Origin of the sequence: Streptomyces sp. S4.7, from assembly GCF_010384365.1 — a bacterium.
Taxonomy (GTDB): domain Bacteria; phylum Actinomycetota; class Actinomycetes; order Streptomycetales; family Streptomycetaceae; genus Streptomyces.
Genome location: NZ_CP048397.1, coordinates 218,310 through 241,608, shown reverse-complemented (window position 1 = coordinate 241,608; position 23,299 = coordinate 218,310). Strand labels below are relative to the sequence as shown.

Sequence of the window (23,299 nt, the reverse complement as noted above, 5' to 3'; positions counted from 1 at the left end):
AGCAACCAGGGAGCGACCCGAACCGTGGACACATCCGTCGAACAGATCGTCGAGGCGCTGCGCGAGTCGCTGCTGGAGAGCGAGCGGCTGCGCCAGGAGAACGAGAAGCTGACCGACGCCGCGCGGGAGCCCGTCGCCATCGTGGCGATGAGCTGCCGCTACCCCGGCGGCGTGACCTCGCCCGAGGAACTGTGGCGGCTGGTCGACGAGGGGTCCGACGCGATCGGCGACTTCCCCGCGGACCGTGGCTGGGACGCCGACGCGCTCTACGACCCCGACCCGGACGCGCCCGGCAAGACGCATGTGCGCGAGGGTGGATTCCTCCACCAAGCCCCCCTGTTCGACGCGGAGTTCTTCGGAATCTCCCCGCGCGAGGCCATCGCCACGGACCCGCAGCAGCGACTGCTGCTGGAGACGTCGTGGGAGGTGTTCGAGCGCGCGGGCATCGACCCCGAGACCGTCCGGGGCAGCCGCACCGGCATCTTCGCCGGTGTGATGTACCACGACTACGGAAGCTGGCTCACGGAGGTGCCCGAGGGCGTCGAGGGATACCTCGGCAACGGCAGCCTCGGCAGCGTGGCCTCCGGCCGCGTCTCGTACACCCTGGGCCTCGAGGGCCCCGCCGTCACCATCGACACGGCCTGCTCGTCCTCGCTGGTCGCCCTGCACCTCGCGGTCCAGTCGCTGCGCCAGGGGGAGTGCACGCTCGCGCTGGCCGGCGGCGTCACCGTCATGTCGACGCCCGACACGTTCGTCGACTTCAGCAAGCAGCGCGGGCTCGCGCTGGACGGCCGGTGCAAGTCGTTCGCCGCCTCCGCCGACGGCACCGGCTGGGGCGAGGGCGTCGGCATGCTGCTGCTGGAACGGCTCTCCGACGCCCGCCGCAACGGACACCGGGTGCTCGGCGTCATCCGCGGGAGCGCCACCAACCAGGACGGCGCGTCCAACGGCCTCACCGCGCCCAACGGCCCCTCGCAGCAGCGAGTGATCCGACAGGCCCTGGCCGGCGCGGGATTGACAGCCCGTCAGGTACACGCGGTCGAGGCACACGGCACCGGCACCCCGCTCGGCGACCCCATCGAGGCGCAGGCCCTGCTCGCGACGTACGGCCAGGACCGCGGCGAGGGGGAGCCGTTGTGGCTCGGTTCCGTCAAGTCGAACATCGGGCACACCCAGGCCGCCGCGGGTGTCGCCGGCGTGATCAAGATGGTCATGGCGATACGGCACGGCAGGCTGCCCATGACACTGCACGCCGACGACCGCACCCCCCAGGTCGACTGGGAGGCCGGCGCCGTCCGACTGCTCACCGAGAACCGGCCGTGGCCCGAGACCGACGAGCCCCGGCGCGCCGCCGTCTCCTCCTTCGGCATCAGCGGCACCAACGCGCACGTCATCGTCGAAGCGGCGCCGGAGGAGAGCGAGGAGGAGCGGCAGAGCCGGCCGGCCGCCCCGGCCGGCACCCCGCACGGCCCCCTGCCCCTGGTCCTCTCCGGCCGTGGCGAGCACGGAGTCGCCGGCCAGGCCGCGCGCCTCCTGGAGCACCTGGACCGCACCGACACCCCGCTGCCCGCCCTCGCCCACGCCCTCGCCACCTCACGCGCCGCACTCGACCGACGCGCCGTCGTCGTCGGAGCCGACCGGCCCGCCGTCGCCGCCGCGCTCGCGACCCTCGCCGCCGGCGAGAGCGCCCCCGGAACCGTGCGCGGCGAGCGCCGCAGTGAGTCCCGCACCGCCTTCGTCTTTCCCGGACAGGGCTCGCAGTGGACCGGCATGGCCCGAGAACTGCTCCACTCCTCACCGGAGTTCGCCACCTCGATGACCGAGTGCGCCCGAGCACTGGCACCGCTCACGGACTGGGACCTGCTCGACGTACTGCGGCACGGCGCCTCCCTCGACCGCGTCGACGTCGTGCAGCCCGCGCTCTGGGCCGTCCTCGTCTCCCTGGCGAAACTGTGGCGCGCGCACGGCGTGGAGCCCGCCGCCGTGATCGGCCACTCCCAGGGTGAGATCGCCGCCGCCTGCGTGGCCGGTGCGCTCTCCCTGGAAGACGGCGCGAAGGTGGTGGCCCTGCGCAGCCGAGCCATCGCCGACGAGCTCGCCGGACACGGCGCCATGATGTCGGTGGGCCTGCCCGTCGAGGAGGTACGGCCGAAGCTCGCCGCCTACGAAGGCCGTCTGTCGGTGGCCGCCGTCAACGGCGCCTCCTCCGTCGTGCTCTCCGGCGACGCCGACGCCGTGGACGAGCTGCGCGACGCCCTCGTCGCCGACGGCGCCCGGGCCAAGCGCCTCCCCGTGGACTACGCCTCGCACTGTGCCCAGGTCGAGACGATCCGTCACCGGCTGCTCGCCGAACTCGCCGACATCCGGCCCAGGGCGGCCGAGGTGCCGTTCTACTCCACCGTCACCGGCGGGCTCCTCGACACCACCGTCATGGACGCCGAGTACTGGTACACCAACCTGCGCGGCAGTGTCCTGTTCGGCGACACGACCAAGGTCCTGCTCGGCGCCGGTTACGGGGTGTTCGTCGAATGCAGCCCGCACCCCGTGCTGCTGCACAGCATCGAGGAGACCGCCGACGCCGCGGGCACCGAGATCACGGGTGTCGGCTCGCTGCGCCGCGACGAGGGAGGGCCCGCGCGGTTCCTCACCTCCCTCGCCGAGGCGTTCGTCCGGGGCGTACCGGTCGACTGGTCACCCGCCCTCGTGCCGTCCGGCGCCGGACACCCCGCGCACCCCGTCGAACTGCCCACGTACGCCTTCCAGCGCGAGCGCTACTGGCTCGGGGCCTCCACCGCCACCGGCGACCTCGGCGCGGCCGGCCTCGCGGCGACCGGCCACCCGCTGCTGGGCGCCGCCGTCACCCTGGCCGACGCAGGCATGCTCCTCACCGGCCGGCTGTCGGCCGCCGCCATGCCCTGGCTGGCCGATCACGGAGTCGGCGGGACCGTACTGCTGCCGGGCACCGCGCTGGTCGAACTGGCCATCGGCGCCGGCTACGAGGTCGGCTGCGGCCACCTCGAAGAACTCACCCTGCAATACCCGCTGCCCGTCCCGGCGCGCGGCGCCGTCCAGCTCCAGGTACGCCTCACCGAACCCGACGAGACCGCCCGCCGTGAGCTGATCGTGCACGCCCGCCCCGACGACCACGACGCCGACTGGACACGGATCGCCACCGGCCTGATGGCACCCCAGTCGGCGGAGCCCGGCTTCGACCTGGCCGCCTGGCCCCCGGCCGGCGCCGAAGCCGTACCCCTGGACGGTCTGTACGAAGACCTCGCCGCACAGGGCTACGACTACGGTCCGGCCTTCCAGGGGCTGCGCGCCCTCTGGCGGCGCGGCGACGAGACGTTCGCCGAGGTCGAGCTCCCCGCCGATGTCGAACCGGACACCTTCGCCCTGCACCCCGCGCTCTTCGACGCGGCCCTGCACGCCGTGGGCGCCGGCGCGCCCGCGGAGGGACCCGCCCGGCTGCCGTTCGTCTGGAACGACGTGGCGCTCCACGCGACCGGCGCACGCGCGCTGCGCGTGCGCGTCGAGGGCGGTGACACACCCGCCCTGTACCTCGCCGACACCACCGGCGCGGCCGTCGCGACCGTGGGCGCCCTGCACTCCCGCCCGGTCGACACCGGCGCACTGGACACGGCCGCCCGCTCCGACGCGCTGTTCGCGCTCGAGTGGGTCCCGGCCCCGGCGGTCCGGGAGCAGCCCCCAGCCTCGTACGCGGTCCTCGGCGCCCCCGGCGACGGCGACGGCCCGCCAGACGGCGCCGGGGACCCGGTCGCCGCACTGGAGTCACTGCTCGAACAGAGCGACGAACAGCCGTTCCCCGACGTCGTCGTGCTGCCCGTCGCCGCCGGCCCGGCCGACGCCGTCCCCGGCCTGCGGACCGCCGCCCGCCCCGTACTCGCCGCCCTGCGCACCTGGCTCGCGGACGGACGCACCGGCGCGGCCCGGCTGCTCGTCCTGACCGACCACGCCGTACCGGCGGGCGGGGAGGACGTACGCGACCCGGCCGCCGCCGCCGTATGGGGACTCGTCCGCGCCGCGCAGGAGGAGAACCCGGACCAGTTCGTCCTCGTCGACGCCGGCCCCACCACCCCGCCGGCGCAGATCGTCGCGGCGGCCGTGAACTCCGCCGAACCCCAACTGGCCCTGCGCGACGGGGCGGTGCTCGTCCCGCGCCTCGTCCGTCCCGCCCGCCCCACGGAGGCCACGCCCGACAGCGCCACCGCCGACCCCGTCTTCACCGCGAACGGCACCGTCCTGATCACCGGCGGCACCGGCGTACTCGGCCGCCTCGTCGCCCGCCACCTCGCCGAGATCTACGGGGTCCGCCGTCTGCTGCTCGTCAGCCGGAGCGGCGGCACCACCGACGAACTCGCCGACCTCGAAGACCTCGCCGGACTCGGCGCCGAGGTGAGCGTCGCGCGCTGCGACGTCGCCGACCGGGACCAACTGACCACCCTGCTGGCCTCCCTGCCACCGGACCGGCCGCTGACCGGTGTCGTCCATCTCGCGGGCGCGCTGGACGACGGACTCGTCACCGCGCTCGGGGACGAACGGCTCGACGCGGTGCTGGCGCCCAAGGCCGACGCGGCCTGGCACCTGCACGAACTCACCCGCGATCTCGGCCTGTCCGCGTTCGTGCTGTTCTCCTCCGCGGCCGGCACACTCGACGGCGCCGGCCAGTCCGGCTACGCCGCCGCCAACGCCTTCCTCGACGGCCTCGCCCACCACCGCCGCGGACTCGGCCTGCCCGCCGTCTCACTCGTCTGGGGCTACTGGGAGCAGCGCACCGGCCTCACCGGGCACCTCACCGACGCCGACGTCGAGCGGATGCGCCGCTCCGGTGTGCGCCCCCTGCCCACGGCGGAGGGACTCGCCCTGCTCGACCGGGCACTGGCGGGCGACGATCCCGTCGCCCTGCCGATCGGTCTCGACCTCGCGGTGCTGCGCCGCGCGGGCCGGGTGCCCGCCGTACTGAGCGCCCTGGTGCCCCCGCAGGCCCGCAGGCGCACCGCCGCGCACGGTGGCGGCGCCACCCTGGGCGACCGGCTCGCCGCCCTGGCGCGCGGCGAGCAGGACGCGCTGCTCCTGGAACTCGTCCGCACCCACGCGGCCGACGTGCTCGGACACGGCCGCGACATGGTGCTCGACCCGCGCCGCTCCTTCCGTGAGTCCGGCTTCGACTCGCTCACGGCGGTCGAACTGCGCAACAGGCTCGGCGCGGCGGCCGGGCTCCGGCTGCCCGCGACGCTCGTCTTCGACTACCCGGACGCCACGGCCCTGGTCGGCTTCCTCCGGGAACGGCTGGTCGGCGCGGACGACCTGCCGGCCCTCGCGGGCACGGCGCTCACCGGAGCCGCCGGAACGGAAGAGGCCGTCGCGCTGGTCGCGATGAGCTGCCGGTTCCCCGGCGGTGTCCGTACGCCGGAGGAGCTGTGGACCCTGCTCGCCGAGGGCGGCGACGCCATCTCCGCCTTCCCCGCCGACCGCGGCTGGGACCTCGACACCCTGTACGACCCGGAGCCGGGCAAACAGGACCGGAGCAGCACCCGCCACGGCGGATTCCTGCACGACGCCGCCGACTTCGAGCCCGAATTCTTCGGTATCGGCCCCCGCGAGGCGCTCGCCATGGACCCGCAGCAGCGCCTATTGCTGGAGACGTCCTGGGAGGCGCTGGAGCGCGCGGGCATCGATCCGCACTCGGTGCGCGGCAGCCGTACCGGCGTCTTCACCGGCGTCATGTACCACGACTACGGCGGCAGGCTCTCAAGCGTGCCGGACGCCGTGAAGGACTACCTCGGCAACGGCAGCCTGGGCAGCGTCGCCTCGGGAAGGGTCGCCTACACACTCGGTCTGGAGGGCCCGACCCTGTCGGTCGACACGGCGTGCTCCTCGTCGCTGGTCGCGCTGCACCTCGCGGTCCAGGCACTCCAGCGCGGCGAGTGCGATCTCGCCCTGGCCGGCGGTGTGTCGGTCATGTCCACCCCGGACGCCTTCGTCGACTTCAGCAGGCAGCGGAACCTCGCCGCCGACGGCCGCACCAAGTCCTTCGCGGCGGGCGCCGACGGCACCTCCCTCTCCGAGGGCGCGGGCATGCTGCTCCTCGAACGGCTGTCGGACGCACGGCGGTCGGGCCACGAGGTGTGGGCGGTGGTACGGGGTTCGGCGGTGAATCAGGACGGTGCGTCGAACGGTCTGACGGCGCCGAACGGTCCCTCGCAGCAGCGGGTGATCCGCGCGGCCCTGTCGCGGGCCCGGCTCTCCGCCACCGAGGTCGACGTCGTGGAGGGCCACGGCACGGGAACGGTGCTGGGAGACCCGATCGAGGCGCAGGCGCTGCTGGCGACGTACGGCCAAGGGCGCCCGGACGGTGCGCCGTTGCTCCTCGGCTCGGTGAAGTCCAACCTCGGGCACACCCAGGCCGCCGCCGGTGTCGCGGGTGTCATGAAGATGGTGCTCGCCATGCGCCACGGCGTCGTACCGGGATCGCTGCACGCCGACGAGCCGTCACATCAGGTCGACTGGGCTTCGGGGGCCGTGGAGTTGGTACCGGAGGCGCGGAAGTGGCCGGAGGCCGGCCGGCCGCGCCGGGCCGGGGTGTCGTCCTTCGGGATCAGCGGCACCAACGCCCACGTCGTCCTCGAAGCACCGGCCGCGCCCGACGTGCGCGATCCCGCCGCCGGCCGGCCGGCCGAACCGGCCGACGCACAGCGCCCGTTGCTCCCCGTACTCCTCTCCGGAAACACTCCCGAAGGACTCGCCGCCCAGGCCCGCGCCCTGCTCGCCGTCGCGGACACCCCCCTGCCCGACCTCGCCCACGCGCTCGCCACCGGCAGGGCGGCCCTCGCCCACCGGGGCGCCGTCGTCGCCCGTGACCGGGACGAACTCGTCGCGGGCCTCACCACCCTCGCCGAGGGCGGCGTCTCACCCCTGGCGGTACGGGGCAGGCCCGCGCCCGGCACCCTCGCCTTCCTCTTCACCGGCCAGGGCGCCCAACGCATCGGCATGGGCAGTCAGTTGTACGACACCTTCCCCGCCTACCGCGACGCGCTCGACACCGTGTGCGCGGAGTTCGACCGCCACCTCGACCTGCCGCTGCGCGACGTGATCTTCGCCGAGCCGGGCACCGACGAGGCCGCCGCGCTCGACCGCACCCTCTGCACCCAGAGCGCGCTGTTCGCCGTCGAGACCGCGCTGTTCCGGCTGCTCGACTCCTTCGGCGTACGCCCCGGCCTGCTCGCCGGCCACTCGATCGGGGAGCTGACCGCCGCCCATGCCGCGGGCGTGCTGACGCTGCCCGACGCCGCCCGTCTCGTCACCGCCAGGGGCCGGCTCATGCAGGAACTGCCCGAGGGTGGCGCCATGCTCGCCATCGACGCCACCGAGGACGAGGTGTTGCCCCATCTCGGCCCGCTCGTCGGCATCGCCGCCGTGAACGGCCCCACCGCCGTCGTCGTGTCCGGCGAAGAAGGCGCGGTCGAGAAACTCGCCGCCCACTTCACCGGACGCCGGACCAAACGGCTGCGCGTCAGCCATGCCTTCCACTCCCCGCTCATGGACCCGATGCTCGCCGCGTACGGAGAGGTCGCGCGCGCCGTCGAGTTCGCACCGCCCACCGTGCCCGTCGTCTCGGCCCTGACCGGTGCCCTCGCCACGGACGAGGAGCTGACCTCACCCGCGTACTGGGTGCGGCACGCCCGCGACGCCGTCCGCTTCCACGACGCGGTACGCGCCCTGGAGAACGAAGGCGCCCGGACCTTCCTCGAACTCGGGCCCGACTCCGTCCTCACCGTTATGGGCACCCAGAGCCTGGCCGACCCCGAGCGCGCCACCCTCGTCGCCGCGCTGCGCCGCGACCGGGACGACTCCGTCGCCCTCGCCACCGCCCTGGCCGCCCTCCAGGTGCGCGGCGTCCCGATCGACCGGGAGCGGGTGTTCACACCTACGGGCACCGGCCACGTGACCCTGCCCACCTACCCCTTCCAGCGCCGGCGGTTCTGGCTCGACGACGGGCCACTCGCGCCGTCGGACGCCCGGAGCCTGGGCCAGGACGCCGCGTCCCACCCGTTGCTCGGCGCGGCGGTCGCCCTCGCGCAGAGCGACACGGTGCTTTTGACCGGCCGACTCGCCACCGACACCCACCCCTGGCTCGCCGACCACACCGTGGCCGGTGTGACACTGCTGCCGGGCAGCGCGTTCGTGGAGCTCGCCGTCCAGGCCGCCGACCGGGCGGGCTGCGCCGGGATCGACGAACTCACACTGGAACGGCCGCTCGTCCTCACCGCCGGCGGCGCCGTACACATCCAGGTGGTCGCCGCCGCGCCCGACAGCACAGGACGCAGGACCCTCACCGTCCACGCACGACCCGACGGCCCCGACGCCGCCGACGCGCGGTGGGACAGGCACGCCACCGGCTTCCTGCTGCCCGGGGCCCCGCCCGTACCAGCCCCGCTCCCGGCATGGCCGCCCACCGGCGCCGAGCCCGTCGACGTCACCGGCACCTACGCGCACCTGGCGGAACAGGGTTACGACTACGGCCCGGCCTTCCGCTGCCTGCGCGCCGCCTGGCGGCACGGCGACGAGGTGTACGCGGAACTCGCCCTGCCCGACGACGTTCCCGCCGACGCCTTCGGCCTCCACCCGGCGCTGCTCGACTCCGCCCTGCACGCCATCGACCTGCTCGCCGGGCAGGACCCGACCGTCATGACCCTGCCGTTCTCCTGGGAGGGCGTGACCCTCCACCTGGCCGGCGCGACCGCCCTCAGACTGCGGCTCACCCCCCAGGGCACGGAGCGGATGGCACTGCGGCTGTACGACGGCGCCGGCGCACCCGTCGCGGAAGTGGCCGCACTGCGCATCCGTCAGATCACCGCCGAACAGCTCGACGCCGCATCGCCCGCACCGCCCGGCCGAGGCGGCGACCTGTACGAGCTGAACTGGGTCCCCGCACCCGCACCGGCGGCCGTCGCCCCCGACGCACCCGCCCCCACCCTGCTGCGGCTCCCCGCGACGACCGGTACGCCGGCCGACGTACCCGCCGCCGTACGGGAAGCCGTCAGCGGCGCCCTCGCCGCCCTCCAGGAGCGGCTGTCCGACAGCGACGAGCGAAGCGGCCCGCTGGTGGTCGTCACCAACGGCGCCGTCGGCGTCGAGGCCCCCGCGGATCTCGCCCTCGCGGGCATCTGGGGCCTGATCCGCTCGGCGGCCGTCGAACACCCCGGGCGGCTCGTCCTCGTCGACACCGACGGCGACCCCGCCTCCGAGGCGGCGCTGCCCGCAGCGGTGGCCACCGGACAGCCGGAGATCGCCCTGCGCGCCGGCCGCGTACATCTCCCGAAGCTGACGCAACCCGCCCCGCCCGCAGCGCCGTTCGGCGGTTTCGCACCCGGCGGCACCGTGCTGCTCACCGGCGGCACCGGCACACTCGGACGGCTGCTCGCGGCCCATCTCGTCACCGAGTACGGCGTACGCCACCTGCTGCTGTGCGGGCGGGGCGGCGACCCCTCCGGCGTCCGGGAACTGCGCGACCTCGGCGCCGAGGTGACCGTCGCGGCCTGCGACGCCGCCGACCGCGAGGCGCTGGCCGCCCTGCTGGCGGACATCCCGTCCGAGCACCCGCTGACCGCCGTCGTACACGCCGCCGGTGTGCTCGACGACGGCCTGGTCACCGAACTGACTCCGGAGCGGCTCGCCACCGTGCTGCGCCCCAAGGTCGACGCGGCCTGGCATCTGCACGAGCTGACGCGCGACCTGGATCTGACGGCGTTCGTCCTCTACTCCTCGGCCGCCGGCACGCTGGGCGCCGCCGGACAGGCCAACTACGCCGCCGCCAACGCCTTCCTCGACGCGCTCGCCGCACACCGGCGGGACACCGGCCTCGGCGCCCTCTCCCTGGGCTGGGGCCTCTGGGACACCGGCACGGGCATGGCGGGCGGACTCGGTGACGCGGAACTGCGCAGGCTGGCCAGGGACGGCATCGAACCGCTGACCCCCGGCCACGCGCTCGCTCTCCTCGACCGGGCGCTGGCGACAGACGCGCCCGCCCTGCTGCCCGTACGGCTGCGCGCCACCAAGGACGCGCCGCCGCTGGTCCGCGGGCTGCTGCCGACGACACGCCCCACCGCACGGGCGGCCGACGTACCGGCGGCGCCCGCTGCCGACACCCGGGCACTGCCGGAGCGGCTCGCGTCCCTGGGCGCCGTCGACGCCATGAAACTGCTGGTGGAGACCGTGCGCCAACACGTCGGTGACGTACTCGGTCACACCGGGGCGGAGGCCGTCGACACCGACCGGGGCTTCGGCGAACTGGGCGTCGACTCACTCTCCGCGCTCGAACTGCGCAACCGCCTGGGCGCGGACACCGGCCTGCGCCTGTCGACCACCCTCACGTTCGACTACCCGACACCGACGGCGCTCGCCGCCCATCTCTTCGACGAGCTGGATATCACGCCGGACGACATCCCGGGCACCCCGGACGCGGAGGCGGAGGTCATCCGGCTCGAAGCCCTCGTCGACCCGGAGTCGGTCGACGCGGAACAGCGGTCCAGGGTCGCGCTCAGGCTGCGGGCCCTGTCGGCCAGGTGGGCGGGGTCCGACGAACCGCAGGACACGGAGCGGTCCGACGCCGGCCGGCCCGAACTGTCCTCCGCGTCCGCCGAGGAACTGCTCGGCATCCTGGACGACGAGCTGGGAAGCTTCGACTGAGCTGTGGACACCCACGCACGACGGTGCGACAGCGACGTACCGAACCGACCTCCGTGGCCGGCCCCGCGCCCGGACACGGAGGTCCGTGGGCGGCGGACCGCCACCCCGACCGGTGGAGTGGTCCGGGCGCCGGCCCCGCGCGCGTACGCCGGACACGGCGACGGCACGGGGCCCGTCGTACGCCCCCGTGCCGTCTCTGTCCCTTCCCCGCGGCCGCTCCGCCGACCGTGCTACACGGCGGGCGCGGCCGTCTCGCCCGGCGCGAAGTGGTCCGACAGCGTCGGGATGCGGTGCTCCAGCATCTTCGACGGCAGATCCGCCCGGCTGGCCACCTTCAACTTCCGGTACACACGCGTGAGGTGCTGCTCGACGGTGCTCATGGTGACGTGGATGCGCCGGCTGATCTCACGGTTGCTGTAGCCGAGCGCCGCCAGCCCCGCGACCCGGCACTCCGCGTCGGTCAGCAGCATCGCCGCCCCCGGCTCCTCCGGCAGGCCGAGGTGCTCCAGAGCCACCAGCCTGCTGCCCACGGTGGTCTCCACGGGACCGGTCGCGGCCACCTGCGCGGCATGCCGGGCGACCAGCCGGGCGCGAGCGTAGTCGCCCAGTTCGTAGTGGGTGGCGGACAGGTCGGAGAACGCCACGGCGAGTTCACGACGGTCGCCCGAGGCCCTGAGCAGGTCGATCGCCTCGTGCAGCAGCGACGTCCGGACATTGGGCCTGCTCATCTGCGCCAGCAGCCGCAGCGCGACGCCCCGCGCCCGCGAACTGGGCCTGCTGCCGCCCACCTCGACCTGCGCCTCGGCCCACTCCCGCGCCGTCTTCGTCCGGCCGATGCGGAGATTGGCCTCGGCGAGGTCGGCCCGCCACGGAATGCCCTTGTGCAGCTCGGCGTTGGCGTCGCGCAGCAGCCGGCCGCATGTCTCGAAGTCGCTGAGTCCGGCGAACGCCCGGTCGGTGGCAAGGTAGTGATGGCCGCGGGCACGCAGGTACTGCACACCGAAGACCGTAAGGAAGACGGCGTCGGGCAGCTCCCGCTCCAGGAGTTCGGCGGCCCGGTCGTGCCGGCCCAGAGCCGTGTTCGCGAACACCGCCGTGCCCAGGGGCAGTCCGATCAGCACGCCCCAGCCACGGGTGTGCATCATGTCCAGCGCCTCGGCGGACTTGGCGTCCGCGGTCTCCAGATCCCCCTGCAACAGCGCGATCTCGGCACGCACGGCGGTCAGCAGGGCGTGCCACGTGGTGGCCTTGCGCCGCGCCGCGTAGGCCAGCAGCGTCTCGCACACCTCGGCCGCCGTCCCGCCGCGATCCGTGTGCGCGATGGCGAGCAGCGACATGGCGACCAACTCGGGCTTCATCCGGTCGAGCTGGAGTCCCTGGAGCGACTGGACCACGGAGGCGACCACCTCGTCCGACGCGCCGGCGATGAGCTGCGCCAGTTTGGGGCTGAGCCCCGCCAGTCCCGTCCCGCCGCCCGCGCCGCTGCCCGCCGGACCGCCGTCGAAGTCGTCCGGCCGGGTTCCGTCGCTCTCGTCGGATCCGCCGGGGCGGCGCACACCGGGAACGCCGTAGAACCACTGTCTGATGAACTCCACCTCGGCGATGGACTGGTTGTCCCGTTCCGAGGCGACGGGGCTGCTCAGCGCTTCGATCGCGATGGCGACCTGCTCGGCGTCCTCGCCCTGCCACAGCATGTACCGCAGGACGGTCGCCGCGTCGTCCGCGTCCAGACAGCCGTCGAAGACCGCCCGGCGCAGTTGCGCCAGGGACGCCTCCGCCGCCGCGGGATTCACCCGCCACGCCGCACGGCCCAGTGCGGCGAGGAGCCGGTGCCGGTCGTGCTCGTCAGTGCGGTCGCGCAGCGCCAGACGCAGATAACTCATCGACTCGCGTACGTTGTCGGCCCCGAGCGCGAGGTCGGCCGCGCCGCGCAGCACCTTCGGTCCCCAGGGCTGGACGACCTCGTCGGCGGCCAGCAGCCGGGCGGCCACGTCGCGTTCGGGCGCTCCGGCCTGGTAAAGCAGTTGCGCGGCGTCCGTGTTGACGCGGGCCAGGTCGTTCTCCGGCAGGGCGCTCAGCACGGCCTCGGCCGCCGCCGGATGACGGAAGCCGTAGTCCGACAGCAGACCAATGGAGTTGAGGACGCTGACGGTCTCCAGGACGGTGGTGGGGGAGTCGCCGGACACCAGGGCCACGGTGCGGGCGGAGGCGAAGTCGCCGAGCACGGCGATCGCGGCGCCGATCCGCGTGTGCGCGGGGCTGGTGCCGCCGAGGCAGGTGAGTACGGCCTGCCGGTAGGCGGAACTCGCGACGGGCTCTCCCGGCTCCGAGCCGAAACGGGCGCTGTCGTCGAGGAGCGCGTGGACGAGCATCGGGTTGCCGCCGCTGGCCCGGTGGTAGGCGTCGCTCGTCTCACGCGGGACCGGGCGGCCCGCGTGCCGGCTGAGCAGCGCCGCGACTCCGTCCTCGGTCAGGGGAGCGATGCGTACGCGTTCGTGCGGCTGTCTGATGAGCTGCCGGTGCACGACCGGCCCCCGGACGCCCGATTGCTCCCAGCTCACACAGAGGACAAGGATTCTCTTCTTCCGTATCCGGTGCAAAAGGCTCAGCATTGCCGCGAGCGAATCGTCGTCCATCAGATGAGCGTCATCGACCGCGATGATCAACGGGCGTTCAGACGACAGTTCGATCAGTGCGGCCGTGGCCTCCTCGGCCGCCAGTGCGACAGCTCTTTCGCTGCCCACATTCGGCCAATCCTGTTCTTCTATGACGCCGGTACCGCCGCTGTCCTCCTGATACCATCCAGGGTGCGTCGATGTCAGCTGTTCGAGTGTGACGCAAGACACCTCTGCGTCCCGCAGTAATTGCCGAAAGATGCTGAGTGGTTGCTTGGTCTGGGTCGGCGACGCGGTGGCGAGAAGAACGGTCGCGCCGACTTCGCCGACCGTTTTCAGTGTGTCGTGGACAAGTTCACTCTTCCCTGAGCCAGGGCCGCCCGTAATGATTACGAATTGCCCTATTCCAGCCGAGCAGGCGTCAAAAGCCTTTGCGAGCGTGTTTGCTTCCCTGGATCGTTCGAACAGACGCATACTGGCCCTTTGGCTGGATCCGGCGGTGGCGTTCGCTGCGAGGCCGCGGCTGCGGCACTCGGTGGGGAGTGCAGGGTTGCGGTGGTGATCGACTGCCCTGGCGTATGTCGCCCTGCCGCTCATGCCGCCCGGAACGCGAGTGTCGCGCGGGGCGGAAGAAGCTTTCCGTTCGGCATATGCCGTCGAACTGCTTACTGACCGCTATTCGTTGCCGCGAGGTGTCCGATTGTCGAGTCCGGGTTGGTCGACCCGTGCGGCGCCCCTGAGTTAAGGAGGGGCGACGGAATGCTACGACTGTGTGAATTTTCCGTGCCATCGGTGAGTTCACAATATTCGACCGTGCGGTGAGTGGGGGATTTCAGCGGCGATGCTGTATGCGGGAAGAGTATGGATGCCACTAATGGATGTCAACGCACTCCTCGGTGCGCTATTGGAGTCGAGTCTGCATTGCCCTTTGCTCAGAAGTTACCAATGTCAGCTGTTTGCCATGACTGCCACCTGTTCCGGGCGTGAAAAGAGCCGGAAACGGGCAAGGGGCCGCCCGTTTCCGGCTCGAAAGAGCGGACCCGCGCTCCGACCGGGGGCGGGGCTGCGTCGGACGTCACAGTGGAGAATGCGGGCACTCCGCTTCTCGTAACCCGCCGGACATGACGCCGCCCGCCCGAAGACATCGGCTCCCACGCGGGTGCGCCCGGCGCGCCCCCCGCCCGTCCCGCGACACCGCCCATCCGCCCCGGGGCGACGCCCCGTCAGGGTCCGTCCGTATGACCGACCGCGTCCTGCGACTGCTCCGCACCCGCCCCGATCTGGCCGCCCTCGCGGCCTTTCCCTTCGATCTCGATGTGGACCGGGCGTACCACGTCGCGGACGTCCATCTCGCCTCCTCCGAGGGCGACGCCGTGCTGATGGCCGACAGCGTCACCGAGGCGCTGGAACCGGCGCTCCCCGCGGCCGAGGCCGGCGACGCCCCGCCGGCCCGCGAGACGATGTCACACGGCAAGGAACTGCTGTCGACGATCGCCCGGCAACACGCCGAGGCGCTCGGCGAGTTGTCCACCCGGGCGAAATGGGCGGTGGCCGCGCTCGGACGGGATCCGGGCTGACGGCGTCCGTCTTCGGACCGGCGTCCGGTTCTCACCCGAGGCTGTCCGCCGGCCCGGAGTGCGTCGCCGCCGACGCGGGGTCCGAGTCGAGCCGGCCGCCCCGCTCCGACCGTCTCAACGCCACGCGTGGCGGATCTTCAACCGTCCGTACCCCATGGCCCCGGAGATCCGGATCGTCGGCCCGCCGGGGCCGGAGGGCCGGCGAGCCCGGTAGCGCACATCCTTCCAGCCGGTGTGCAGACCCTCGATGTCGACGATCGCGTCGCGGGGCACCGTGATCCTGGCCCCGCCGGTACCCATCTGCAACTCGATGTCGATCACCGGATGTTCGATGATCGCCCGGGACAGGTCCAGACGCACCCCGCCGAACGCCGACTCGACCTTCAGGGTCCGCGGCACCCGCCAGGCGCCGCGCCGCTTGATGCGTCCGCCCGCGGCGGCGATCGTGGACGTGGCGGGCGCCTTCTCCTCGGGGAGCGAGTCCAGCGCAGGCGCGAGGTCGCCGCGGGTCCTCGCGGCGAGCGCGTGGTTGAGACGCTCGTCCATCTCCTCGTGCGAGATGTGGCCTTCGGCGTACGCCTCCTGCAGACGGCGCACAGCGGTGTCGCGGTCTTGGTCGCTGATCAGTTGCGCCCGGTTTTCCGGCAGAGAGGTCACCGCGTCACTCTAATGCCGCGCCGCCGCCCGCGACTTGCCCACCCGCCCGTTCGGCGCCCGTAGCGCCGACCTGCTTCTCCGGCGCCGCCGCCGAGCGCGTCGAAGTGGCCGGGGCCGTGCCGGCGTCCGGGGGCGGTCTTGAATGGCGGCGCACGGACGGCGCACGCGGCGCGTGCCTTTAGGGTGACCTCCATGTCTGCCTCGTTGAACTCCGCGAAGAGCCGCGCCGCGCTGCGTACGTCGGCCCGCGTTTCCGTCGAATTGCTGGTCGTCCTCGCCATTACGGGGGTGGCGGTGTGGCTTCTGGGGCAGATGTGGTCGATCATGTGGCCGCTCGTGGTCGGCCTGCTCCTCACCACGCTCACCTGGCCCGCGGCCCGCTTCCTGCGCCGGCACGGGTGGCCCGCCGCCCTGGCCGCCTCGACGGTGACGCTCCTCTTCCTGCTGGCCGCCGCCGGTGTGGTGGCGCTCATCGCGGTGCCGGTGGCCTCCCAGTCCGGCGAGCTGACGGAAGGTGTGAGCGACGGCATCGACAAGGTACGGGAGTGGGCGGCCGGACCGCCGCTGAACATCGGTGAGGACCAGATCTCCGGTGCGCTCGACACCGGCGTCGCCCGTGTCCAGGACAGTGTCGGCAGTATCGTCACGGCTGCCGTCACGGGAGTGGGCACGGTGGTCAACGGCGTTGTCACCGCTGTCCTGGCACTCTTCCTCATGTTCTTCTTCCTGAAGGACGGGCCCCGGTTCCTGCCGTGGCTGACCCGTCAGCTGCCCGGCCGGCTCGCCACCGACATCCCGGTCGTCGCGGAGCGGAGCTGGGACACGCTGGGGGCGTTCGTGCGCTCGCAGGCCTTCGTCGGTCTGCTGGACGCCGTCTTCATCGGTCTGGGGCTCTGGATCGTGGGAGTACCACTGGTGCTCCCGCTCGCGGTGCTGACCTTCGTCTCCGCGTTCGTACCCGTCGTGGGCGCGCTGTTCGCCGGACTGGTCGCGGTGCTCATCGCACTGGTGTCGAACGGCCCGACGGACGCCCTGATCGTGCTGGCGATCATCATCGTGGTGCAGCAGCTCGAAGGCAACGTGTTCCAGCCCATGATCCAGAGCCGGGGGCTGGGCCTGCACGCCGCGGTGATCCTGCTGGCGGTGACGTTGGGCGCCAGCCTGGCCGGGATCGTCGGCAGTCTGCTCGCCGTACCGGTCGCCGCGCTGCTCGCGGTGGTCTGGAACTACCTGCGGGAGCAACTCTCCGACCCGGAACAGGAGCCGGCGGCCGACCCGTCGCCGTCACCGGCCCCCGGTGCGACCATCCCCTCGCAGTAGACGGCAGCCGGTACGCCGCCCGGGCGGCGATGCGCGGCGCGGCCGGCGGGGGGTCCTGGGGCGTGTCCGGAACGCAGCGCCGTCCGCCCGCAGGGCCGGGCCCGCGACGGGCCCGGGCTGATTCCCGAAGACCCGCCGGCCCGGACCCAGGGTCTGTCGTTCGGATCCTGCCGGGCTCGCGGTCCCCGGCACGCACGCCCGCCGCGTTGTCGTCGGTCGGCACGGCTCCGCCATGCCTCCCTCCTCCGCCCTGCGGTCGCACGCACCGGACCCCGCTCCCTGATCCGGCCTGATCCGAACGACAGACCCTAGGCGGCCGACTCCTCCGCCGCGCGGGCCCTGGGTGACTTGCCGTTGATCATGACGGCGCCGAGGACCGCCGCCGCGAGAAGGATGATCGCCGCCCAGGCGATGGCCACCGTGAAGCCGTGGACCGTGCCGGTGTTCACGATGTTCCTGCGCTCCGCGGGTGTCAGACCGCCCTCGCGCGCCGCGGCGGCGAGATGGCTGGTCAGGTAGGAGGCCGTGACGGTGGTCGCGATCGTGTTCAGCAGGGACGTACCGATGGAACCGCCCACCTGCTGAGCCGTGTTGACGGTCGCCGACGTGACGCCCGAGTCCCTCGGGGCGACCCCGCTGGTGGCCGTCGAGATGATGGGCAGGAAGGTCAGTCCGAGCCCGAAGCCCAGCAGGATGGTGCCCGGCAGGATGTGCCCCGCGTAGGTGGAGTGGGTGTCGAGGAACGTCAGCGAGAACATGCCGCCGGCGCTCAGCAGCAGACCGGGGACCAGCAGCATGCGCGGCGGTACGAGGGGGAGCAGCCGGGCGGAGATCTGGGTCGAGCCGATGATGATGCCGGCGGAGAGCGGCAGGAACGCCAGACCGGCGCTGAGCGGCGAGTACCCGAGGATGGTCTGGAGGAAGTACGTCAGGAACAGGAACGCGCCGAACAGGCCGATCGTCGTCATCGCCATCACGATCATCGAACCGCCCCGGTTGCGCTCCCGGACGATGTGCAGGGGCAGCAGCGGGCCGGATGACCTGGTCTGCCACCAGGCGAACGTGACGAGCAGCGCGACGCCGATGCTCAGCACGGTGAGGACTTCCGCGGAGGTCCACCCGATCGCCTCGGCCCGGCTGAATCCGTACACGATCGCGACGAGCCCGCCGCAGCCGAGGAAGACACCCGGAATGTCGAGGTGCGCGCCCTTGGTGCCCGCTCGGTCCTTGAGCAGCGTGAACGCGCCGATGACGGCGAGGAGGGCGATGGGGACGTTCACGTACAGGCACCACCGCCAGCTGAGCCATTCGGTGAGGATGCCGCCGAGCAGCAGCCCGATGGCAGAACCGCCGCCCGCGATGGCGCTGAAGATGCCGAAGGCCTTGGCCCTCTCCTTGCCGGTGGGGAAGGTCGTGGTGAGCAGGGAGAGCGCGGACGGTGCCAGGAGGGCGGCGAAGACGCCCTGGAGCGCGCGGGAGAGATAGAGCATCTCCTGTCCGGTGGACGCGCCGCCGATCGCGGAGGCACCGGCGAACCCGATGAGGCCGATGATGAACGTACGCCTGCGGCCCACGAGGTCGGCGATCCGCCCGCCGAGGAGCAGCAGACCGCCGAAGGCCAGAGTGTAGGCGGTGATCACCCACTGGCGGTTCCCGTTGCTGATGCCGAGGGCGCGCTGTGCCGAGGGAAGCGCGATGTTCACGATGGTCGCGTCGAGCACCACCATGAGCTGGGCGGTCGCGATGACGGCCAGCGCCCACCAGCGGTGCGGATCCGGTTCGTCCACCGGCTGTCTGGGGGCGGAGGTCTCCGCGTCCCCCGTCCTGCCGCTCGCTGTCCCGCCCGGCCGGCCGGGGATCGACGGATCGCTCATCGATGTCTTCCTTCGCAGTGGACCTCCACGGCCCTGCCTCAGCCGCTCGGCGCTGAGGTCAGAACACCATGAATCGGACCGCCCTGCCTCTTTGGACCCGGGTCGCGACCGACGCGCGGCTGGACCGCGAGCCGCGGCGTGCTGTCGCCGGACGCGTCGCCGGTCCCCTGGCCGACGACGACGGCTGACCCCGGCCGACCCGGCCTGTGCGTGGTCCGCCGCCCGCGTGTGGCGCAGGGCCGCCACAGGGCGCGGCCGTACGATCCGCCCCAGGCGACCCACCGTGTACGCAAGGCGTCCGGCGGCGGCCGGGGCGAAAGCTTCGCGCTCGTCGCTCAGCAGGGGAAGTTCGCCGTGCTGTGGGCGGACCGGGGAGCCGGCGCCGACCGTCCCGCCACGCTGTACGCGGCTCCGCTGACGTTCGCCTCGTGGGGCCGGCCGCTGTTCGGCGCCGTGACGCAAGGCGTACCGGGCGGCGTACCCGACCGGCGACGGTACGCGCCACATCTCCGACATCCCGGTGACCGGCTCCGGCCGGATCATCGTGGGCTCGGCGTCCGACGCCGGTGACGACGGCCCGTTCGACTCCGCGGTGAGCGGCGCGGGCCGGGTGAGCGTGTCGGCGGCGGGCCGGGTACGGGTCACGCTCGCGGCGTCCCCCGCCGTACCGGGGACGTATCCGCGGTACAAGGTCGAAGCGGTGGAGTGTCTGCCCGGCTGCGCCGACGCCGTTGCGGGAACCGACGACGAGAACCTCGGCGGACATGTGCGGACGGTGCCGGTCTGCGGGACCTGAGCCGGGCGCCGCGGGCCGACTGAGGCGTACGCCATCCGCGTACGCCTGCGGCACGGACCTACCGCGCGCCCCGGGGAGATGTTGTGCCCGTAGCCCGTCTGCGCGCCCGGTAGGCGGCGGCCTTCACGCGGTTGCCGCACTCGTCCATTCCGCACCAGGTGCGCCGGGCGCCCCGCGAGCGGTCGAGATAGATTCGCGTGCAGCCGGGGCGGCCGCACTCCTTGAGACAGGCGTGCGGATCGGCGAGCGCGGCGATACCGCTTCTGGCCACGTGCGTGAGCACCGCGGCGAGGTCTCCCTCCATGTGAAGTCCCGCGTCACCCAACTCGATCGTGAGCGCCGGCCCGGTGGCCGCGTCGTTGACGGTTCGGAGGCTGTCCGGGTCGAAGGGCCGGCCGAGCACACGGTCCAGAGCGAGCCGGTAGACCGCCTCCCGCAGTGACCGCGCGGACTCGAACGCCGCGACATCGGCGGTGAAAGGACCGGGAAGGCCGGGAAGCTCGGCGCATTCGGCCACCCATCGTCCGAGGTCCGCGGGCGTCGCCAGGGCGTCGACGGGCGCGTCCCGGCGGGATCCCACGGTGCCGGCCAGATCGAGGGCCGCGTTGCCGCTCACATACGCGAAATGCACGTCACCATCTTGACCGGTGACGGTACCGCTGGCAAGGTCGTCACCTGCTGAGCCGGTGACGTGTCGGCTCGAACGGGAGGACGTATGGCCCGCATCCACGACATCGAGGTCGTCGTCTTCGACGTCCTCGGCACACTGGTCGACGAACCCGGCGGGCTCCGTGCGCAGATCCGCGCCGCCGTGCCGGAGTCCGGGGACGCCGACGTCCTCGTCGACGAGTCGTTCTCCTTGTGGGAGCGGCATCGCGAGCGCGAGCAGAGGCGCGTCGGGCAAGGCCGGCGCGCGTACGCCGGTACCGACGTCATCGACGCGGAGGCCGCCCAACTGGTCGCCGACCACAGCGGACTCACCGCACCGGCGGCCATCGCCCGCCTGGCCACGGCGAGCCGGCGCCTGCCACCCTGGGACGACTCCGTCGCCGGTCTCGACCGGCTCGCCCGCCGCTTTCCCGTGGTCGGACTCTCCAACGCCGGCCGCACCACTCTGCTCCGGCTCACCGCACATGCCGGGCTGCGCTGGCACCAAGCCCTGTCCGCCGAGTCCGTCCGCGCCTACAAGCCGGCGCCGGAGGTCTACCGCCTCGCCGTCGACACCGCCGGGTGCCCACCGGAACGCGTACTCATGGTGGCCGCCCACGCCTGGGACCTCCGCGCGGCCCAGGCGAGCGGCATGCGGACCGCCTACGTCCGGCGACCCGGCGGGGACCCTCCGACGGACACCGACGAATTCGACGGGCGGTTCGACGAACTGGACGAACTGGTCACCGAGTTGACGGCGACGTAGTCCAGCACACCCGGGCGTCGCCGCACCGCGCCCCGTCGTGGGACCGGCCGAACGCGCGGCCGGCCTGGGCGACACGTCGCCCGGCCGGTGTGCCGGAGTTGGACGCCGGGCGGGCCGAAAGGGACGAACCGTCGACCTTGACGTGAGCGTGTTTCGGCCAAACAATGACCCTCCCCTGACAACGTTGTCGAGGAGAGGTCGTGCCACATGCCGCGAGCACGGTGCGCGGACCGCCCGCCTCCACACCGGCACCGACAACCACCGCAGTGGCGGCGTCACGGACGCGTCACGGACGCGCCGGTGCCTCTGCCGGTACGAGTCCGTCCGCGACCAACCCGGCGAGTACGGCCTCACCGAGGGCGTGGACGGCGGACCTGGGCCGGACCATCACGGTGAATTCCTTGATCCGCCCGTCGCCGTCGAAGTGCAGCAGATCGATGCCGTGGATCTCCTTGCCGCCGACCGTGGCCCGGAACAGCAGAACCGCCGACGGGGCGGATGCGCCGTCGCCGCTGGTCCGCGCGGTACCGGTGTGCTCACCGACGTAGCGGAAGTCCTCGAACGTGCGCAGCAGGACCCCGAACAGGCCCAGCACCATCGGCTTGCCTTCGAACGGTGCGAACTTCACGGGGCTGTAGAGGCGGATGTCCTCGGTGAACAGGCCGTCCAGGGACGACAGGTCACGGTTGTCGACGGCTTCGCGGAATCGGTCTGCGGTGCTCATGGTGTGGCCCCGGCCTCTGGATAGTCATGAATGGTACTAGTCAGTTTCATGACTATCATGACCGGGTCGGCCCCGGCAATGACCCGGCCATGTGGGCGTCCCGGCGGTGCCGCCCGCCGGGAGAGGTGTCATTGACCTCGCCAGATGTTGTCGAAGGCCGCATCCTCGATGGACCGCCGTTGCCGTTCGGCTTCCAGGTCCCTCACCGCGTTGTGGACCGTGGCCAGCACCGTCTCCACTGCCTCGTCCGCCACATCGGGGGGACTTTCGAGCCGCTGGTCCCGCTGGTCCTGCGGGCGTTCCTGATCGTGGATTCCGATGGCCGTACCGAGGGAGGCGAGGACGGGCTCGTCCGATGTCCGGCGTTCCCGCGCCGAGCGGAGGGCGGGCGTATCGGTCAGTACGGCCCGGCTGCTCCCGAAGGGGGCCCAGCGGGAGCGGCGCCGCCAGGTGATCTCCCCCTGCGACTTGAGAGCGGTGAGGTAGACGGCCGCGAGGCCCCGGCCCCGGCGCCACAGCCAGTCCTCGACCGACTCGTACGGCGCCTGCCGGGCGAGGGCGGCCGACGCCTCGTTCAGCAGATGGTCATCGACCGCCCCGCTCCTGTCCGGCACGACACGGTCGCCGTCCAGCCTCGCGGCTCGCGCGTTCGGCAGATCGATCAGCTCGCCGCCGGCGAGCGCGAGTGACACGCGGACCACTCTGGCCGGACCCCTGGCCCGCCCCGTCGCGGCGCCCGTGCCGGTGAATGTGCGGCCGTCCGACGTCCGGGCCGGGAGAAGGGTCTGCCTGGACATGACCGAACTCGACATACAGGCGCGGCCCCGGCCGCCCGCTCGCCGGGGGCGCCGGGGGCGCCGGGAACAGCGTGGTGATCGGCCGCGACTGGAGCAGCCACAACGTGCCGTCGTGGTCGTACGCCCACTCGACGTCCTGCGGTGCGCCCTGCCGGCTCTGGAGCCGGTCACCGACCTCGCGGAGTTCGTTCGACCGGGCCGGGGTGAGGCAGCCTCGTACCTCGGGCGCCGTACCGTCCAGCACATAGTGGTCGGCGGCTGCCGCGCCGTCGACCACGGCCGCGCCCGGGCCGGGGGCGGCGTCGACGACGCACTCGCTCCGCGAGCCGGTGACCGGGTTGGCGGTGAACAGCACGCCGGCGACCTCGGCATCGACCATGCGCTGGACGACGACCGCCATCCGTACGGTGTCGTGCGCGATGCCGGCGGCCTCGCGGTAGGCGGTGGCCCGCTCCGTGTGCAGTGAGTTCCAGCAGGCCCGGACCGCCGCGAGTACGTCGTCGGCGCCTTCGACCGCGAGGGAGGTGTCCTGTTGGCCCGCGAAGCTCGCGTCCGGCAGATCCTCGGCGGTCGCGCTCGAACGGACCGCGACCGGTCCGGCGCCGAGCCGCTCGTACGCGGCGAGGAATGCGGCCCGCGGCACCTCGCCGCGGCTGTGCGCCCCGGTCGTGACACAGAACCCGTCCGGCACCCGCTCGCCCAGCCGGATCAGCGCGGCGAGCCCGGCGGCCTTCCCGCCCACCAGCTCCCGCTGCTCCGGGTCGATCACCGACAGTTCGAGCACGTCCATCGCGGACCTCCTTTTCAATACAGTT

12 protein-coding genes are annotated in these 23,299 nt (G+C 72.8%); 5 read left to right on the top strand and 7 right to left on the bottom strand.

Features of this window, described 5'->3' with window-relative positions; all coding sequences use genetic code 11:
- Positions 1-24 precede the first annotated feature (24 nt).
- The gene (locus SSPS47_RS01055) at positions 25-10,710 is read left to right on the top strand and encodes a type I polyketide synthase (protein WP_164247767.1); all 10,686 of its coding nucleotides are present in this window, start codon (positions 25-27) and stop codon (positions 10,708-10,710) included.
- A gap of 230 nt (positions 10,711-10,940) precedes the next feature.
- Here SSPS47_RS01055 and SSPS47_RS01050 read toward each other — a convergent pair whose 3' ends face one another.
- On the bottom strand, positions 10,941-13,799 hold the full coding sequence (locus SSPS47_RS01050; protein WP_164247764.1) for an AAA family ATPase: 2,859 nt from the start codon (positions 13,797-13,799) through the stop codon (positions 10,941-10,943).
- A 764-nt stretch (positions 13,800-14,563) separates the two neighbouring features.
- Here SSPS47_RS01050 and SSPS47_RS01045 point away from each other — a divergent pair.
- Positions 14,564-14,902: a hypothetical protein gene (locus tag SSPS47_RS01045; protein WP_164247408.1), complete on the top strand. Its 339-nt coding sequence runs from the start codon at positions 14,564-14,566 to the stop codon at positions 14,900-14,902.
- A 114-nt stretch (positions 14,903-15,016) separates the two neighbouring features.
- Here SSPS47_RS01045 and SSPS47_RS01040 read toward each other — a convergent pair whose 3' ends face one another.
- On the bottom strand, positions 15,017-15,559 hold the full coding sequence (locus tag SSPS47_RS01040; RefSeq protein ID WP_164247762.1) for a DUF1707 domain-containing protein: 543 nt from the start codon (positions 15,557-15,559) through the stop codon (positions 15,017-15,019).
- Between the two features lie 192 nt (positions 15,560-15,751).
- Between SSPS47_RS01040 and SSPS47_RS01035 the strand changes: the two genes are divergently transcribed.
- A complete protein-coding gene (locus SSPS47_RS01035) occupies positions 15,752-16,879 on the top strand; it encodes an AI-2E family transporter (protein WP_164247759.1) in 1,128 nt (375 codons plus the stop codon).
- Between the two features lie 308 nt (positions 16,880-17,187).
- Here the strand turns inward: SSPS47_RS01035 and SSPS47_RS01030 are convergent, their stop codons facing one another.
- Entirely contained in the window at positions 17,188-18,753 is a 1,566-nt protein-coding gene (locus SSPS47_RS01030) for an MFS transporter (RefSeq protein WP_164247756.1), read from the bottom strand.
- 520 nt (positions 18,754-19,273) lie between these two features.
- Here SSPS47_RS01030 and SSPS47_RS35075 point away from each other — a divergent pair.
- Positions 19,274-19,549, top strand: coding sequence for a hypothetical protein (locus SSPS47_RS35075; RefSeq protein WP_239064720.1), 276 nt, complete (start codon positions 19,274-19,276; stop codon positions 19,547-19,549).
- 58 nt (positions 19,550-19,607) lie between these two features.
- Here the strand turns inward: SSPS47_RS35075 and SSPS47_RS01020 are convergent, their stop codons facing one another.
- Complete coding sequence (locus SSPS47_RS01020) at positions 19,608-20,180, bottom strand: CGNR zinc finger domain-containing protein (RefSeq protein ID WP_164247753.1); 573 nt, start codon at positions 20,178-20,180, stop codon at positions 19,608-19,610.
- 84 nt (positions 20,181-20,264) lie between these two features.
- Here SSPS47_RS01020 and SSPS47_RS01015 point away from each other — a divergent pair, with 84 nt between their 5' ends.
- Entirely contained in the window at positions 20,265-20,963 is a 699-nt protein-coding gene (locus SSPS47_RS01015; RefSeq protein ID WP_164247749.1) for a haloacid dehalogenase type II, read from the top strand.
- Between the two features lie 286 nt (positions 20,964-21,249).
- On the opposite strand, the gene SSPS47_RS01010 is transcribed toward SSPS47_RS01015, so the two are convergent.
- From SSPS47_RS01010 to SSPS47_RS01000, 3 genes are all read right to left on the bottom strand, one after another.
- Positions 21,250-21,687 (bottom strand): nuclear transport factor 2 family protein, encoded by a 438-nt coding sequence (locus tag SSPS47_RS01010; RefSeq protein WP_164247746.1) that lies wholly within the window; start codon positions 21,685-21,687, stop codon positions 21,250-21,252.
- A 128-nt stretch (positions 21,688-21,815) separates the two neighbouring features.
- Positions 21,816-22,379, bottom strand: a complete 564-nt coding sequence (locus SSPS47_RS01005) for a GPP34 family phosphoprotein (protein ID WP_239064719.1) — start codon at positions 22,377-22,379, stop codon at positions 21,816-21,818.
- Complete coding sequence (locus SSPS47_RS01000; RefSeq protein ID WP_203557758.1) at positions 22,273-23,274, bottom strand: PEP/pyruvate-binding domain-containing protein; 1,002 nt, start codon at positions 23,272-23,274, stop codon at positions 22,273-22,275. Before SSPS47_RS01000 ends, SSPS47_RS01005 begins: the two co-directional genes overlap by 107 nt.
- Positions 23,275-23,299: the final 25 nt, after the last annotated feature.

Excerpts from the sequence above, each read along its gene's own strand:
- SSPS47_RS01050 (WP_164247764.1), bottom strand. The coding sequence starts at position 13,799 with ATGCGTCTGTTCGAACGATCCAGGGAAGCAAACACGCTCGCAAAGGCT.
- SSPS47_RS01045 (WP_164247408.1), top strand. The coding sequence starts at position 14,564 with ATGACCGACCGCGTCCTGCGACTGCTCCGCACCCGCCCCGATCTGGCC.
- SSPS47_RS01035 (WP_164247759.1), top strand. The coding sequence starts at position 15,752 with ATGTCTGCCTCGTTGAACTCCGCGAAGAGCCGCGCCGCGCTGCGTACG.
- SSPS47_RS01030 (WP_164247756.1), bottom strand. The coding sequence starts at position 18,753 with ATGAGCGATCCGTCGATCCCCGGCCGGCCGGGCGGGACAGCGAGCGGC.
- SSPS47_RS01015 (WP_164247749.1), top strand. The coding sequence starts at position 20,265 with ATGGCCCGCATCCACGACATCGAGGTCGTCGTCTTCGACGTCCTCGGC.
- SSPS47_RS01010 (WP_164247746.1), bottom strand. The coding sequence starts at position 21,687 with ATGAGCACCGCAGACCGATTCCGCGAAGCCGTCGACAACCGTGACCTG.
- SSPS47_RS01000 (WP_203557758.1), bottom strand. The coding sequence starts at position 23,274 with ATGGACGTGCTCGAACTGTCGGTGATCGACCCGGAGCAGCGGGAGCTG.